Source organism: Xanthomonas sp. NCPPB 2586 (assembly GCF_041475775.2).
Classification (GTDB): Bacteria; Pseudomonadota; Gammaproteobacteria; order Xanthomonadales; family Xanthomonadaceae; genus Xanthomonas; species Xanthomonas campestris.
In genome coordinates this window covers 3,475,494-3,490,166 of sequence record NZ_CM192981.1, presented here as the reverse complement: position 1 = coordinate 3,490,166, position 14,673 = coordinate 3,475,494, and the positions used below count along the sequence as shown (strand labels likewise).

Annotated in this window: 11 protein-coding genes and 2 pseudogenes; 8 read left to right on the top strand and 5 right to left on the bottom strand. The window is 61.7% G+C overall.

Features of this window, described 5'->3' with window-relative positions; translation table 11 throughout:
- Positions 1 to 3 precede the first annotated feature (3 nt).
- The 6 genes from ACCQ09_RS15160 to sctC all read left to right on the top strand — a co-directional run bounded on the left by ACCQ09_RS15160 (position 4) and on the right by sctC (position 5,960).
- Complete coding sequence (locus tag ACCQ09_RS15160) at positions 4 to 633, top strand: type III secretion protein HrpB4 (RefSeq protein WP_228428434.1); 630 nt, start codon at positions 4 to 6, stop codon at positions 631 to 633.
- Entirely contained in the window at positions 618 to 1,319 is a 702-nt protein-coding gene (gene sctL / locus ACCQ09_RS15155; protein ID WP_040941608.1) for a type III secretion system stator protein SctL, read from the top strand. The genes ACCQ09_RS15160 and sctL overlap by 16 nt, the downstream gene beginning before the upstream one ends.
- Positions 1,309 to 2,637 carry a type III secretion system ATPase SctN gene (gene sctN, locus ACCQ09_RS15150; protein WP_016944049.1) on the top strand — a complete coding sequence of 443 codons (1,329 nt, stop codon included), beginning with the start codon at positions 1,309 to 1,311 and terminating at the stop codon, positions 2,635 to 2,637. Before sctL ends, sctN begins: the two co-directional genes overlap by 11 nt.
- On the top strand, positions 2,630 to 3,139 hold the full coding sequence (locus ACCQ09_RS15145; protein WP_011036432.1) for a type III secretion protein HrpB7: 510 nt from the start codon (positions 2,630 to 2,632) through the stop codon (positions 3,137 to 3,139). Before sctN ends, ACCQ09_RS15145 begins: the two co-directional genes overlap by 8 nt.
- Positions 3,136 to 3,966, top strand: coding sequence for a type III secretion system export apparatus subunit SctT (gene sctT / locus ACCQ09_RS15140; protein ID WP_011036433.1), 831 nt, complete (start codon positions 3,136 to 3,138; stop codon positions 3,964 to 3,966). Before ACCQ09_RS15145 ends, sctT begins: the two co-directional genes overlap by 4 nt.
- A gap of 176 nt (positions 3,967 to 4,142) precedes the next feature.
- Entirely contained in the window at positions 4,143 to 5,960 is a 1,818-nt protein-coding gene (gene sctC / locus ACCQ09_RS15135) for a type III secretion system outer membrane ring subunit SctC (RefSeq protein WP_011036434.1), read from the top strand.
- Between the two features lie 78 nt (positions 5,961 to 6,038).
- On the opposite strand, the gene xopA is transcribed toward sctC, so the two are convergent.
- Positions 6,039 to 6,404: a XopA/Hpa1 family type III secretion system protein gene (xopA, locus tag ACCQ09_RS15130; protein WP_011036435.1), complete on the bottom strand. Its 366-nt coding sequence runs from the start codon at positions 6,402 to 6,404 to the stop codon at positions 6,039 to 6,041.
- A 467-nt stretch (positions 6,405 to 6,871) separates the two neighbouring features.
- Here xopA and ACCQ09_RS15125 point away from each other — a divergent pair, with 467 nt between their 5' ends.
- Positions 6,872 to 7,354 (top strand): lytic transglycosylase domain-containing protein, encoded by a 483-nt coding sequence (locus ACCQ09_RS15125; RefSeq protein ID WP_223648109.1) that lies wholly within the window; start codon positions 6,872 to 6,874, stop codon positions 7,352 to 7,354.
- A 77-nt stretch (positions 7,355 to 7,431) separates the two neighbouring features.
- Here ACCQ09_RS15125 and ACCQ09_RS15120 read toward each other — a convergent pair.
- The 4 genes and pseudogenes from ACCQ09_RS15120 to ACCQ09_RS15105 all read right to left on the bottom strand — a co-directional run.
- Positions 7,432 to 8,198, bottom strand: a pseudogene (locus ACCQ09_RS15120) (hypothetical protein); the annotation flags it as partial.
- Positions 8,199 to 8,631: 433 nt separating this feature from the next.
- Positions 8,632 to 10,062 carry a hypothetical protein gene (locus ACCQ09_RS15115; RefSeq protein ID WP_228428435.1) on the bottom strand — a complete coding sequence of 477 codons (1,431 nt, stop codon included), beginning with the start codon at positions 10,060 to 10,062 and terminating at the stop codon, positions 8,632 to 8,634.
- Positions 10,063 to 10,324: 262 nt separating this feature from the next.
- Positions 10,325 to 10,762 (bottom strand): annotated as a pseudogene (locus ACCQ09_RS15110) (transposase family protein); the annotation flags it as partial.
- A gap of 557 nt (positions 10,763 to 11,319) precedes the next feature.
- Positions 11,320 to 11,814, bottom strand: a complete 495-nt coding sequence (locus ACCQ09_RS15105; protein WP_228428436.1) for a hypothetical protein — start codon at positions 11,812 to 11,814, stop codon at positions 11,320 to 11,322.
- A gap of 638 nt (positions 11,815 to 12,452) precedes the next feature.
- On the opposite strand from ACCQ09_RS15105, the gene xopP reads away from it, so the two are divergent.
- Complete coding sequence (gene xopP, locus ACCQ09_RS15100) at positions 12,453 to 14,654, top strand: type III secretion system effector XopP (RefSeq protein WP_040941606.1); 2,202 nt, start codon at positions 12,453 to 12,455, stop codon at positions 14,652 to 14,654.
- Positions 14,655 to 14,673 lie beyond the last annotated feature (19 nt).

Sequence of the window (14,673 nt, the reverse complement as noted above, 5' to 3'; positions counted from 1 at the left end):
CGGATGGACAAGGCACGCATCGACAACGCAGCACTGTGGCTTCAGCGATGGACGGCGGCCGTGTCCGTGCTGGCGCAATCGCTGGATGCAGAGCGGGTGGCGCACTGGCTGGGTCCGGTCGCTGTGCTGGGCTGGGAACGTGCAGCGGCGCAGCGCCGTATGCGCGTGATCCAGGCCTGGTCGGGATGGGCGAGCATGCAGGTCGGCGCACTGGATCCGCTGGCCAATCGGCTGGTCGTGCTCGCGCCCGATCTGCTCGCCAGGGTGTTGATGAGCCGCGCGTTGTTTTCGCGCGCACTGGCGCTGCGCCGCTGTATCGAGCGCGAGCGCCTGAGCTGGTTCGAGCAGCGGGTGGGGCCGGCGGTGCTTGACTATGTGCGCCATTGCGCAGGCACCGGCATGACAGCGCCGCTGTTGCCGCACGATGCCGACCAGGCGGCATGGATCGGCGATGGCTGGCGTCGAATGCAGGCCGATGGTGTCTGGCCCGACCCCTGCATCGCCAAGGTGCTGGCGCTGTGCTTGCCGCTGGGCGCTGCCCGTGTGGTGCCCATCGCGGCAGATGGCGCGAGCGATGCATTCCTGCGGGCGCTGCCCACCCTGTTGCCGGAGCTGCCATGCGTCTTTGGCTGAGGTCCACACCGGAAGCGGTCGGCCTTGATTGCGAGGTCATCCCACGCGAGGCATTGGCCTGTGTGCTGGAACTGGACGCAGCGGGTGCACAGGTGCACGCGCGTTGCGCGCAGGCGCTGGCGGACGCCCAGGCGCGTGCGCAGGCGCTGCTCGACGCTGCCCAACGGCAGGCCGAGGCCATCCTTCAGGATGCCCACGACAGGGCCGAGCGCAGTGCACGCCTGGGCTATGCCGCCGGGCTGCGCCGTCAGCTCGACGCGTGGAACGAGCGCGGCGTGCGGCATGCCTTCGCGGCCCAGGACGCCGCACGGCGCGCCCGCGAGCGCCTGGCCGAGATCGTCGCGCACGCCTGCGAGCAGGTTCTGCACGGGCACGATCCTGCGGCGCTGTACGCGCGCGCCGCACAGGCGCTGGACGGCGCCCTGGACGAGGCGAACGCCCTGCAGGTGAGCGTGCATCCCGATGCGCTGGACGATGCACGGCGCGCCTTCGATGCGGCCGCAGCGGCCGGCGGATGGAGCATGCCGGTGGAACTGTGCGGTGATACGACTCTGGCCTTGGGTGCCTGCGTGTGCGAATGGGATACCGGCGTGTTCGAGACCGATCTGCGTGATCAGCTGCGCAGTCTCCGGCGCGTCATTCGCCGCGTGTTGGCCACGCCGCAGGCGGTGCCGGATGCTTGCTGAGATGCCGCTGCTGCAGACGACGCTCGAGCGCGAACTGGCCGCGCTCGCGTTCGGCCGCCGCTACGGCAAGGTGGTCGAAGTGATCGGCACCATGCTCAAGGTGGCTGGTGTGCAGGTCAGCCTGGGCGAGGTGTGCGAGTTGCGCCAGCGCGACGGCACGCTGTTGCAGCGCGCCGAGGTGGTGGGCTTCAGCCGCACTCTCGCCTTGCTGGCGCCGTTTGGCGAGCTGGTGGGGTTGTCGCGCCAGACGCGCGTGATCGGATTGGGGCGTCCCTTGGCGGTGCCGGTCGGATCGGCGCTGCTGGGGCGCGTTCTCGATGGACTGGGCGAGCCGGCGGACGGCCAGGGGCCGCTTGCAGGCGACGATTGGGTGCAGATCCAGGCGCAGGCGCCGGATCCGATGCGCCGGCGCCTGATCGAACAGCCGCTACCGACCGGTGTGCGCATCGTCGATGGCCTGATGACGCTGGGCGAAGGCCAGCGCATGGGCATTTTCGCCGCAGCTGGCGTCGGCAAGAGCACCTTGATGGGGATGTTCGCGCGGGGCACGCAGTGCGATGTCAACGTGATCGTGCTGATCGGCGAGCGCGGGCGCGAAGTGCGTGAATTCATCGAGATGATTCTTGGCCCGGACGGTCTGGCACGCAGCGTGGTGGTGTGCGCGACCTCCGATCGCTCCTCCATCGAGCGCGCCAAGGCGGCTTATGTCGGCACCGCCATCGCCGAATATTTTCGCGATCGGGGCATGCGGGTTCTGCTGATGATGGACTCGCTGACGCGCTTTGCCCGCGCACAACGCGAGATTGGTCTGGCTGCCGGCGAGCCGCCCACGCGTCGCGGCTTCCCGCCGTCGGTGTTCGCCGAGTTGCCGCGCCTGCTCGAACGTGCCGGCATGGGCGAGACGGGCTCGATCACCGCGTTCTACACGGTGCTGGCCGAAGACGACACCGGCAGCGATCCGATCGCCGAAGAAGTGCGCGGCATCCTGGATGGCCATCTGATTCTGTCGCGCGAGATCGCCGCCAGGAACCAGTACCCGGCGATCGATGTGCTGGGAAGCCTGAGCCGGGTGATGAGCCAGATCGTCTCTGCCGAACAACGCCAGTACGCCGGCCAGCTGCGGCGTTTGCTGGCCAAGCACAACGAGGTGGAGACCTTGCTGCAGGTCGGCGAATACCGCCACGGCAGCGATGCGGTCGCCGACGAAGCGATCGCCAGGATCGATGCGATACGCGACTTCCTGAGCCAGCCCACCGATCAGCTCAGCGACTATGACACCATCCTGGAACAGCTTGCCGGCGTGATCGACGATGCGTGAGCGTGTCAGCACCTGGAGGACGTTGCAGCAGCTGAAGACGCGCCGTTACCAGCGGATGCAGGACCACCTGAGCGACTGCAGGCGTGCGCTGGAGCAGTGCGATGGCGAGCGCGCCAGTTGCAGTCAGCAGGCCGACGCCTGCACCACGCGCCTGGCCGCGTTCGATGCCGCGCTGGCCGACACGGCCGGCGCGGGTGAGCCGATCGGCATCGAGGCGATCCTGCAGCACCAGCGCTTCCGCGCAGTGCTGGAAGAGCGCTGCGGCGCCGCAGAGCAGGCGCTGGTCGCAGCGACGCAGGCGTTGCAGCGCGCGCACGATGAGGTGGCGACTGTGCAACAGACAGTGAGCAGGCTGGAGGCGCAGGCGCAGGTGTATGCGGAAAAAGCCGCCCGCGCGCGCCGTGCCTGGCAAGCCCAACGCGAAGCGGCCGAGGAGGAAGACGCGATCGAAGCCTTGATCGGGCTGCGTCTGCATCGTGCCGCCCGCGGAGTGGGGCCATGAGCGACACCGCCACCGCGCTGCTGGCGCTGTCATCCCAGGGCGTGTCGCTGCTGACCCTGCTGGCGCTGTGCGGTGTGCGCGTGTTCGTGTTGTTCTTCGTGCTGCCGGCAACCGCGCAGGACAGTCTTCCCGGAATGACGCGCAACGGCGTGATCTATGTGCTGAGTTCGTTCATCGCCTACGGACAACCGGCCGATGCGCTGGCCAGGATCGAAGCGGCCGGCCTGGTGGGGCTGGTGTTCAAGGAAGCCTTTATCGGCCTGCTGATCGGGTTTGCCGCATCTACGGTGTTCTGGGTTGCCGAAAGTGTGGGCCTGCTCATCGACGATGTGTCCGGCTACAACAACGTGCAGATGATCAACCCGTTGAGCGGTGAGCAGAGCACGCCGGTCTCCACCGTGTTGATGCAGTTGGCGATCGTGTCGTTCTACGCGCTGGGCGGCATGCTGATGCTGCTCGGCGCGCTGTTCGAATCGTTTCGCTGGTGGCCGCTGAGCCAGCTCATGCCGGACATGGGAGCGATCGGCGAGTCGTTCGTCATCCAGCAGACCGACGGCATGATGGCCGCCATCGTCAAGCTGTCCGCACCAGTGATGTTGGTGCTGGTGCTGGTGGATCTGGCCATCGGCTTTGTGGCGCGCGCCGCCGACAAGCTGGACCCCTCCAATCTGAGTCAACCGATCCGTGGGGTGCTGGCGCTGCTGCTGCTGGCCTTGCTGACCAGCGTGTTCATTGCGCAATCCGGTGACGCACTCGGCTTCCTCCACTTCCAGCAGCAGTTGCACGATGCCGCCAACGCAAGTGCAAAAGGAGGCGCATCGCACTGATCCTTGTTGAGACACCAACGGCCGTGTGCTGCCGGCGCTGATTGCAGGAGTGCCAACGTGCTGCGCAACGTTGCGGTCCCAGTCCGGCTCATCCGGCACGCAATTCACTGCAGACGCGTGCACGCCAGGCGCGCTGCCTTTCCGATGTTCTTTCACTTCCTCGCAGAGGGAACGCAATGGCATACGCCTGTCCTCCAGTTCACCGCCATCGACGCGCGCCGTTGGCCGCTGCCTTGTTGCTTGGCTTGCTGCCGCTGCTGCCGCCGCATGCCAACGCCGCGTCGGTGCCGTGGCACTCGCGCAGCTTCAAATACGTTGCCGACCGCAAGGATCTCAAGGAGGTGCTGCGCGACCTGTCCGCCAGCCAATCCATCACCACCTGGATTTCACCGGAGGTGACCGGCACGCTCAGTGGCAAATTCGAAGCCACTCCGCAGAAGTTTCTCGACGATCTATCGGGCACGTTCGGTTTTGTCTGGTATTACGATGGCTCGGTGCTCAGAATCTGGGGCGCGAACGAGACCAAGAATGCGACCTTGAGTTTGGGCGCTGCATCGACGAGTGCGCTGCGCGATGCGCTTGCGCGCATGCGGCTGGACGATCCGCGCTTTCCGGTCCGTTATGACGAGACCGCGCACCTGGCGGTGGTGTCGGGCCCGCCGGGTTATGTGGATACCGTCGCGGCGATCGCCAAGCAGGTCGAGCAGGTCGCGCGCCAACGCGACGCCACCGAAGTGCAGGTGTTTCAGCTGCATTATGCGCAGGCGGCCGACCACACCACCCGCATCGGTGGTCAAGACATCCAGGTGCCGGGCATGGCCAGCCTGTTGCGCAACATATACGGCGTGCGTGGCGCGCCCACTGCGGCGCTGCCCGGGCCAGGCGCGAATTTCGGGCGTGTGCAACCGATCGGCGGTGGCTCGTCCAATACCTTCGGCAACAGCGGTCAGCGCCAGAGTGGCGGCAGCGGCATTCTCGGTTTGCCTGCGTCGTGGTTCGGCGCTGGGTCGCCGTCCGAGCGGGTGCCGGTCAGTCCGCCGTTGCCGGGCAGTGGCAATAGCGCCAATGCGCCGGCCAGCGTGTGGCCGGAGATGAGCCAGGCCAGACGCGATGCGCCGCTGGCGGTGGACGCCGGCAGCGGCGGTGAGCTGGCATCCGACGCGCCGGTGATCGAAGCCGACCCGCGCACCAACGGCATTCTCATTCGCGACCGCCCCGAGCGGATGGCCGCCTATGGCACGTTGATCCAGCAGCTCGACAACCGTCCCAAGCTGCTGCAGATCGATGCCACCATCATCGAGATCCGCGACGGCGCCCTGCAGGATCTCGGCGTGGACTGGCGGTTCCACAGCCGGCGTGTGGATGTGCAGACCGGCGACGGGCGTGGTGGCCAGCTTGGCTACGATGGCAGCTTGAGCGGTGCAGCAGCCGCAGGTGCAGCCGCGCCGTTGGGCGGGACGTTGACCGCTGTCCTGGGCGATGCAGGGCGTTACCTGATGACGCGCGTCTCGGCGCTCGAGCAGACCAACAAGGCCAAGATCGTCTCCACCCCGCAGGTGGCGACGCTGGACAACGTGGAAGCGGTGATGGACCACAAGCAACAGGCATTCGTGCGTGTCAGCGGTTATGCATCCGCCGACCTCTACAACCTGTCCGCGGGTGTATCGCTACGCGTATTGCCAAGTGTGGTGCCGGGGTCGCCAAATGGTCAGATGCGCCTGGATGTGCGTATCGAAGACGGGCAGTTGGGCGCCAATACCGTCGATGGCATTCCCGTCATCACCTCCAGCGAGATCACCACGCAGGCCTTCGTCAACGAGGGCCAGAGCCTGCTGATCGCCGGTTATGCTTCCGACACCGATCAGACAGATCTGAACAACGTCCCCGGGCTGTCCAGGATTCCATTGGTCGGCAACCTGTTCAAGCATCGCCAGCAGAGCGGGTCGCGGTTGCAGCGGTTGTTCCTGCTGACCCCGCATATCGTCTCGCCCTGAGCAACGCGTCGGGCTGCACGCGATACGGGTACAACGTGCAGGCTGCCGCACGGCGCGGCAGCCTGCACGCATGGTCAATCAGGCTTGGCCGGTGATGCTCGACAGGTTGGCATTGAAGCCGCCACCCAAGCTGGTGCCGCCCATGCCGGCGCCGCCTTGGTTCTGCATCAGCTGCATCACGATCTGCATCAGCATCTGCGTCAACGGACTCACACCGTCCTGTTGACCGCTCTGCGGTTGTTCGTCTCCGCACTCCTGATCGGCATCGCTGCCCTGGCTCTGTTGGAGCATCATCATGATGAACATGGCGAGCAGCTGATCCAGCTGCTGCTCGGAGTCAGCCGAAGGCGAGCGCTGACTGGAGTTCTGGGTTTGCTGGGGCCCGATGCCCATCGTCTGCAGGTTGATGAAGTTGGAAAATTTGTTTCCGATAGATGAGTCCATGGTGATTCTCGTCTCATGTGGTTGAACTGGATGCATCGCTGATTGCCGGGGAAGTTGCAACGGCAAGATCGCAACCGGGGCGCTGTGCTGCCCCCGAGCGCAAAGTAGAAGAGGCAACGGCGGTGCATCTTCCAGGACGCGAAGGCGCGCTTTTGCTTGCGAACGTGATTGCGCAAAACATCGGAAACACACTGAAAAACAGCTGCGTTGCAACGGTGCGCGCTGTGATTTCGTTTACGTCATAGACGCTTCGTCCAGCGTGCGCATGCGTGTGCGCAGCACCGTTATGGTGCTGCGATCGAGCGAAGCGTTGGATCAATCGAGGTGTGCGTCCACGCCGCTGCGTTGCTCGAATCAACGACGATCAGGTGACAGGCATGAAAGAGACCGATACGCCGACCACGTGTGCGTCCGTGCACGGCACGGGTGCTTGGCGTCCACAGTGCTGGGCCACGCTCTGCAGCAACATGCGAGCAGACCAGCGACGCTGTGCGCTTCAGCCCGGGCAGGCTGCTGCCCCTCTGCGACGCGTATTGATTGCGGCGGCGTTGCTGTGCGCCGCGCCGCTCGCACGCGCAGACTGTTTTGAAGAAGCCGCCGGCTATCAACATGTCAATCCATGGGTGCTACGCGCCATTGCGTGGCAGGAATCACGTGGTCGTGCCGACGCGATCCATCGCAACAACAACGGCACGATCGATTATGGAAAGATGCAGATCAATTCGATCCATCTGCGACGTCTTTCCAGCTACGGTATCTCCAGGGATGCGTTGATGCAGCCGTGCGTCAGCGTGTATGTCGCCGCCTGGCGGCTGCGCGAGATGATCAATAAATACGGGAATACCTGGGCCGCTGTGGGTGCCTATCATTCCGAAACGCCCGCGGAGCGCGATAAATATGCGCACGCCATTCATGCGATTCTGATCAGGCGCGGTGTGGTTGTCGAATGACACTGTTGCGACCGCAGTGGCGCGTGTAGTGCAGTACATCGCCGCGCCCACCGGGGGCGGTGGTTTGAGCGCTGTGCTTACTCAGACTGCGCGCGAGATGCTTCGGCGCCGCGAACCGCGGCCTCGGCCTGCCAGGTGGCACCGATGGTCTTGTATTGCATGCCGGCGACCACGCCGGACACCGTGTTGGCGAGCAATCCGCTGCGTGCAGGCGACAACCCGACCCAGGCGCCAATCATGTTGATGGCGGTACCGAGCGCGATATTGGAGTTGATGGCGGCCGTGCGTGCGACCGAGTGATCATCACCCGCTCGTAATCCCCGCGCTTGCCCTTCCACGCGGGTTCCCAGATTTGCTTGGTCCCGGCTTCGTCGGCTTCGTGCTGCGTGACGTTGATACAGTCCAACGTTTCCAGGCCGACATTCAAGGCGGTGTTCACTGCCGATTGACGAAAGATGACGCTGGTCGCCTCGCCTTTGGTGAAAGGCGAGTTCAGCCCGGCCCAGCGCTGCTCGGCCGCTGCAAAGTCCGGCGATGCCAGCTCGTTCGATGCCAGGTTGGCCAGCACGTTGGCCATGCCATAGAACCTGCCGGCGCTGGTGATGCGCGGGTCGCTGATGCCGCCATTGGTGGGGCCACGCATTCCCACCATGCGAAATGTCGCCTGGATGGTGTCGCGGGCTGCGGCATAAGCGGCGATCTTTAGATCGCTGGCCAGCAGCCTCGCCGCCATCTCCGGTTGGCCCGCTGACTTGCCGGCCGCACCCACGGCGATGTTGCTCAGAATGCCACCCAGCGCGAGCCGGCTGACCAGATCCGAGTAATGTTGCTGCTCGATTCTCTTAGGGATGGTCTGATCAACGCTACCCGAGGACGGGAAGTTGTCCGCAGCAAGATCCTCTACCCATCGATGTCGTTTGAACTTCGAAGATCCAGACTGGGCACCAGAGCCTCGCTAGGCGCTCGTCACACAGCACGGCATCGGGCATGCACCTCCCACGGGCCTGTGCCGCCCGCCCCGGGACTGCTCTACCTGCGGTCGCCTTCTACCGGCAGGCATGTGCCTGCCAAAGCGCGTGAGGTGACACGGCCCGCCGGACTGCGCGTAACGGAGACGGGCACCCTGCGTGCGAGGCCGCTCCCGGCCAAACTGGAACTAGGCTGTGGGTGCGATGGTGCCCTGGTCCGCATCGCCTGCAAGAGGGTCCCAGGGATGTTGCTCGCTGGCTATCGTTGGCAGGAGTGGCATCGCGGCCTGGGATGGCCGGGCCGAGAAGCTAAGCAAATTCGAGTTCGCGGCCCAAATAGCTGTTTGTCGGGGTCAGGCGTTGTTGTACATCCGCCCGGCCCCATTCGTGCGGCTCGATAACCAGGCCGGAATTCCGCAGGGCAAGGAGATGCTGCCGGACGCCTTGATAACGCTGGATGGCGGCAGCGATCTCGGAATCGTTGAGCTTGTCTTTCAGCATCGACCGAATGTCTTCTTCCGTGAGTGCAAGGATGGCGCGCTCCATGTCGGTATCTACCACCGGGGGAAGCGCAGTCCCATGAAACGCCCTGCGTTGCGGGTCTTCCAGGTCCGGCTGGGCACCGTCTGGGGCGGTAAGTTCCGCACCAAAACAGTTGTCGTTGTCGATGCCCATAACCTTGGCTCGACCATCCGGCTTGACGTGAATGAAATAGTTTTTGTCGTGGCGATCAGCTTCGCCCGTCAGATGGTCGAGCAGCTGCAGCTTCATCACTTCGGCGCACACGTTCGCCTGGACCAGGGTGGACGCATCGACCTCTTCGGCTGGTTTTCCTTGGGCGCGTTCCATGATCAGACCCAGAGCTGGCTCAAAGGGATCTTGTCCCAAATTCATCAGCGCCACGCGCGTGTCGGCAACCACGTGGAACCCGAGCCTCCTTGCATAGGCCACGGTTGCGAGATTGCGCATCGCTGTTTGCGGTTCTTCCCTGGAAATGCCCGTCAATCTGGCAACCACACTCCACTTATCCGGAGAGGGTGGCTCGTGGATAAGCGGCTTGAAAACCGCGCTCATCGCAGCTCCATCCGCGTTCCGGATCTCGACCTCGTACACCGTGTTGGAGCGGCCTTCTCCTAGCTCCCTCGGCGCCTGCAGCACCTGCGCGTTGGTGAAGGCAGGCATGGTGTCGTCCGTCATCTTCAGATTCAGCCGCGTGTACAGGCGATCAATCGACAGGCTGTCCAATACTTCATCCAGCAGTTGCCGATCGCTCATCAAAATGCCCTGGCCCAGAATTGCCTCTTCCAGGGCTTCGGCCATTTTTTTGACTGCAACCAATGGATCGATCTCGCCGGCGCGTGCGATCGCCAGCAGATCACTGCGCACCAGTGCCTCGAACGACTCCCTTCGCTCCCCTTGCATCGGTTTGGGAGCTCCATTGCGGATCACGCTCCATCGATCGGCCACGCTGACAGGTTGCTTTCTGGCCGCCAGCGCCTTCAGCCGCTTCATGGTTCGCCCCCCGTTGGGCAAGGCGGCCTGCAGTAGTTGCGTCAGTGCGTCGCGCCGGGCTTGCTTGCCCAGCCTGGCGGCTTCTTCCTGGCTTAGCTCCTCGGCTAACAATGCACCCAGCGTCTGGCGACGAGTCGGCGGGGGCTGCTGCAAAGGCAGCGGGTTGCTTACGGAAGGATGGAACTGGGTCTCGCCCCGTGACCAATGGGCTGAAGGAAGGCTTTCCACCGCGGAGGTCCCTGGCAACCGATCTGCCCTAGCCGCTGGCACCGGGAGCACAGGGATACGGACTGGGGAACGCCGCTTAGCTGTGCCGTCAGGCCGCTTTGGCGCACGACCTAGTCCTGACCATTCCCCCGGTACCACTGGCGCGGCCGGCGGGCCGCCATGGTCTGTGCTTGCAGCATCGGAATGGGCTTTCGGAGCACTCCAGAACAATTTTCTCAGCACGACGATTCTCTCTCTTCCATTGAGGCGGCAGCCCTATTGGGTACAACCACGCCCCACGCTTGTATTTCACGATGCGTTTTTGCCGTCGCAACTTGGGATCGATCATCCCAACGCCATAACGGCGACGGCGGTGCGCCAAGGCGCCAAGGCGCCTTGGCGCCAGCGCAGTTCGAAATTATTGTCGTCGCGCAGGCAATAGCTCAGCGCACTGGTGCCAATGCCGATCGCTGCCAAGGTGCGGCGCTCGCTGGCACCACCCCCGATCCACGCGTGCACCGGCGCACGGTGCGCCAATGCGCTCACGACTTTTCTCGTCGCGCATCCTTGACCAGAACGTTGAATCGCTTGGCATCGGGCACGCTCATTACGGCGAGCCTTGCTACGCGACGGGGAGCAAAGACGCCCCACTGAAGCCATGGCGCCCGCATAGGTCCTTGATCGCGACGCCCGCGTCGGCTTCGCGCAGAAGCCTGATGATCTGTTCTACGGGGAAAACGCTTCTTCACGTCAACTTCCTCGGAGTAGGAAATCAGACTCCAAACCGGGTCGCTAGTCGAATCGGGGGGATGTCGGGTTCACTTGCGCGGGCGGATGGCGGGCTCCTCCATCGACCTACCACCTAAACCCGTTGCCACGCCAGGCAGCATCTGCATAATTTTCTTTCTCGATTGTGCAGTACATAATCTTATCGAACGACTTTGAGGATAGTGCTGAGGATTGATATCTGGTGCTTGGGTCGCCAACCGAAACGCGTTCGTTGAAAAATTTGCTTGTATCCACATAGGCATCAATATGCCTTAGGAGCGGCTGCCCAATTTCAGGTGCGTCTCTCTGCTCAAGAAGATATTTATTGACATTCTCAGTCGATACTGGGCTTACGTTGGCAAGTGCAGCGGTCGCTCTGGCATCTGGCTGAGCCCGTGGAGGCCGTTGGAACAAGGGAGTAGGCTGCGGATTTAAGCCTTTTGATTGGTCTAACGTCATTGCTGTTGGATGTGTCACCCACGCATCCACAACGACCGTATCTTTCTCGCCTCACGTGGGGTCACGGGGATCACCGATCAGCACGTAAGCATGGTCTTCATCTGCGTCGCTTACTCGAAGTAGAGGCGCATTGAGTGAGCTGGCCGCCAATAGCGTATAACCCACATTTGCATGTTCGTTGCAGTTTCCGGCTTGGTAAGCTACAGCCCTACCCGCATTCTGAATGGGATCCTGGTTATACTCATTGTCTCGCAGCATCGCCCGCCTTGCCCATGACTCTCCTTGGGTGTAACTGATGTCAGTTTTCTGGTTACCTGCACCATAAGATAGCAAGTACTTCACTTTCAGCACTGCATCTTCAGCGAGCTTCAAGTTTTGCATAGTGGAGGCGTTTACTTTCTTCTTTTTCGAACTGAACTTACTCAACCCGAGGAACTCAGGAGCTGTATATTCATGAAGTTTGACAATGGACTCTTGATCGAAGCCTGCCAAGCCATTGGGTGAATGGGATTCGTGTAAGCCATTGGAACGATGGATCTTTGGCATGTCAACGTCCTGGATACGGGACGGCAAGTCTGATCCTCTTGGCACTTTAAGATTTCTCGAAGAGCGAACCTTTATTTTCATGTGCGAAATAAGCGAGTTAATCGACCGTCGTTCTGGACGTCGTCTAACGCGCGATGGAGCATAAGGGTGGGCTAATCAGTGCCACTCAAGGACAAGGAAAAATCGGATCCACCGCCGCATCGCCGATGCACGCTGGGGAGCAGTGCGGAGATTCGGAGCACTAACCATCCGTTCGCATCTTTTTGCGCAGAGCCGGATCGGTTCTGACTTACTTGTTGTCCCCGCGCTTTTGTCGACGAATATGCGGACATTCATTTACACAAAACTAGACAGGGCGAGCGCACTCATACTCATTGGCAGCCCGACCACATGCTTCAGAAGGATCCTCTTCGAGATCTTTTCGAAGGGACGAAAGCGCCACCTTTAATCGCGGAAGCTGGCAGAAAATTGGGGCTATTCCTAATCCTTCGATTGACTAATTGTGCGCTGGCAGGGCAATCGGCAGTATTCAGCAATTATTTTCAGTTGCTGGCGACGTGATTAATAATTGTCAATAGAGCGCAGCGAACAGTTAATCAGTGACGGCGTTACGAACGCCAGAAGAAAAGGAAGAAATCATGCATCGTGTCGAAATGATCAAGCAGCGCTCTATAGAGTTGGCTGAGTCGACGAACCTTGCCATTGTGCCGACAGACTCCGCGACGGCAACAAACACTACTGGCGGCCGCCCTGCTAAGCAGTCGCCGCAACTACACGGACTTGCCGCCAGGCCCCCCAAGCCGGTAAGGCAGACCGTTGTGGGTTCGTCTGATGTGTTGCCGGGGCCATCAAGCCCTGTGTTATTACCCGCGGCTGCCATGCAGCTTCAGCGCATTGACCCAGGCGAAATGCTGAGAAAAGCGCTTAGCAAGGCCAAGATCTTTAGAGATGTGATCGGCAGTAACGAAGGCCCGCAGGGACAACGAGGGGCTACGTCAAAAGTGGTCCCGGAACAGAAGGTCAAGCTATCGCTGGCTGCCATGAAGTCTGCCCGCGAAGGATTGCAGGCAGTCGCCGATTTGAAGGTGCAGGGGCGGTTGCAGTCTAAAGCCGCAGTGGAGCACGAACATGCATTGTTGACGCTTCTCGGAACGTCCGCTGCAGTCGGTTATGCAGCACGTGACGAACTGCTGGAAGACAAGTGGATGCAGCAATTTGACATCATTCAGCCGATTGAGCCCGCGATCGGCGCCACTATTGTGCAGGCGGAGCTGCACAATAGTGATGTTGAGCGTCAGCAAACCGAAGAGTGGCAGGGGTATTTGAGCGAAATCGAACAGTACCGGGGAGCAATGGATGAGTTGCTGAGACGCATGAAGGCGCCGGATACACACAAGAAAATACGCGAAAATGTCTCAGCCATGGTGCCGTTGATCAGGACCAATCTGGGTTTTTGCCATGAAACGATGCAGTCAATCCGGAGTCTGCTCGTCGATATCCATCGTCTGCAGCTGGAGCGTCAGGTCGAGGCCAAGGGCATGCCGGAAGTCATGGCTAGATTGCACGAATTGGACGAGGCCAAGAACTACCGCGGCGATGACGTAGCAGCGGCGTTTTCGGCGCTGAGCCAAGTCGTGATCGAATCGATATGTCCCTCGGAAGCCGGCGTTGCATTGACTCCGCAGGTGGTGGCACAACACAAAGACGTTCTTGAGGACTATGCAGAGCACTTTGGGCGCATCGGTCTGAAGCTATGCGTGGATGTCGCTGCTCTCATTGAGAATGATTGTGACGATCATATCTGGAGATCGATGCTCGATTTGGCGCAGGCACTGACCGATTATCGACAGTGTGTGCTTGACCTCACCAGTTCCGTTGTCGCCGGAAAGCGCGAGGTCGTCACGTCGCCATCTGCAACGATCGAGCAGCTGCCCGTGCCGAGGGCGTCGCCGAGACCGGCCCGTAAGCATCGCAAGCCGGTCAATCGAGCGGCCGAAGAGTCTAGCCTAGTCCCTGCACCTCCTGCCATCTTGAGCGATAAACGGACGCTTGCACAAAAACAAGCGGATGCGCTGTTGAAGAGCATTCCGCTGGAACGATCCATGGTGAACGAACTGGACGCGGACTTCATGCTGATTGCGAAAATGCTGGGAAGGGACACCAGCAGCGTCGGCAGTATGATGCATCGCTCCGGGCAAGATGCGGCGATTGCTTTCACGTTCGTACGCGCGTCGGTCCGGGACTGGTTCGCAAGGGATCGGTTGCTGCAGACAAAGGCGAAACTGTCGCCAGAAGACGATCGGGTTGCCCAACTCACCGAGCGTTTGCAGCTGGTGGACATGATCGAGCAGCGTGTGCGGATCCGCGAAGCAGATGCGCTGAAGAGCGACCCGCAGCCCCGTTCGCCGCATCTTTCGCGCTTGCTGAAGATGAGCGAGGTTGCCCGCGTAACTTCACCAATTCGATTACCCTCCGACCACGACAATGGAGATCGCGGCACGCTGTTTGAGATACGTATCGACCACGCACCGTTGTCCAACGGCAAGCGCCCTGCGCCATGGTTCGTACACCTGCATACTGCCGAGCCGGTGACGGCGGACGCGTTGCCTACCCTAGGCTACAAGGCTTTTAACGCCGTCCATCTGAAAACGGCAAGAGAGAAAAATCTAGGGAAGCGCTGGGAGATGCTCATGCGAGCGCTCGGTCATGCCGATGCGAAGGTACACCGCTCCACGATCGATTCGGCGCTGCTCGCCTCGTTGTTGCACATGCGAAGTGGTGTGAAGCCACATTCGGATAGTTCTCAGACCAGTAGTGGCGCCTGTATCAGCCTCCCGTAAGATTGATCCAGTTTGAGTT

Excerpts from the sequence above, each read along its gene's own strand:
- ACCQ09_RS15160 (WP_228428434.1), top strand. The coding sequence starts at position 4 with ATGGACAAGGCACGCATCGACAACGCAGCACTGTGGCTTCAGCGATGG.
- sctL (WP_040941608.1), top strand. The coding sequence starts at position 618 with ATGCGTCTTTGGCTGAGGTCCACACCGGAAGCGGTCGGCCTTGATTGC.
- sctN (WP_016944049.1), top strand. The coding sequence starts at position 1,309 with ATGCTTGCTGAGATGCCGCTGCTGCAGACGACGCTCGAGCGCGAACTG.
- ACCQ09_RS15145 (WP_011036432.1), top strand. The coding sequence starts at position 2,630 with ATGCGTGAGCGTGTCAGCACCTGGAGGACGTTGCAGCAGCTGAAGACG.
- sctT (WP_011036433.1), top strand. The coding sequence starts at position 3,136 with ATGAGCGACACCGCCACCGCGCTGCTGGCGCTGTCATCCCAGGGCGTG.
- sctC (WP_011036434.1), top strand. The coding sequence starts at position 4,143 with ATGGCATACGCCTGTCCTCCAGTTCACCGCCATCGACGCGCGCCGTTG.
- xopA (WP_011036435.1), bottom strand. The coding sequence starts at position 6,404 with ATGGACTCATCTATCGGAAACAAATTTTCCAACTTCATCAACCTGCAG.
- ACCQ09_RS15125 (WP_223648109.1), top strand. The coding sequence starts at position 6,872 with ATGCGAGCAGACCAGCGACGCTGTGCGCTTCAGCCCGGGCAGGCTGCT.
- ACCQ09_RS15105 (WP_228428436.1), bottom strand. The coding sequence starts at position 11,814 with ATGCCAAAGATCCATCGTTCCAATGGCTTACACGAATCCCATTCACCC.
- xopP (WP_040941606.1), top strand. The coding sequence starts at position 12,453 with ATGCATCGTGTCGAAATGATCAAGCAGCGCTCTATAGAGTTGGCTGAG.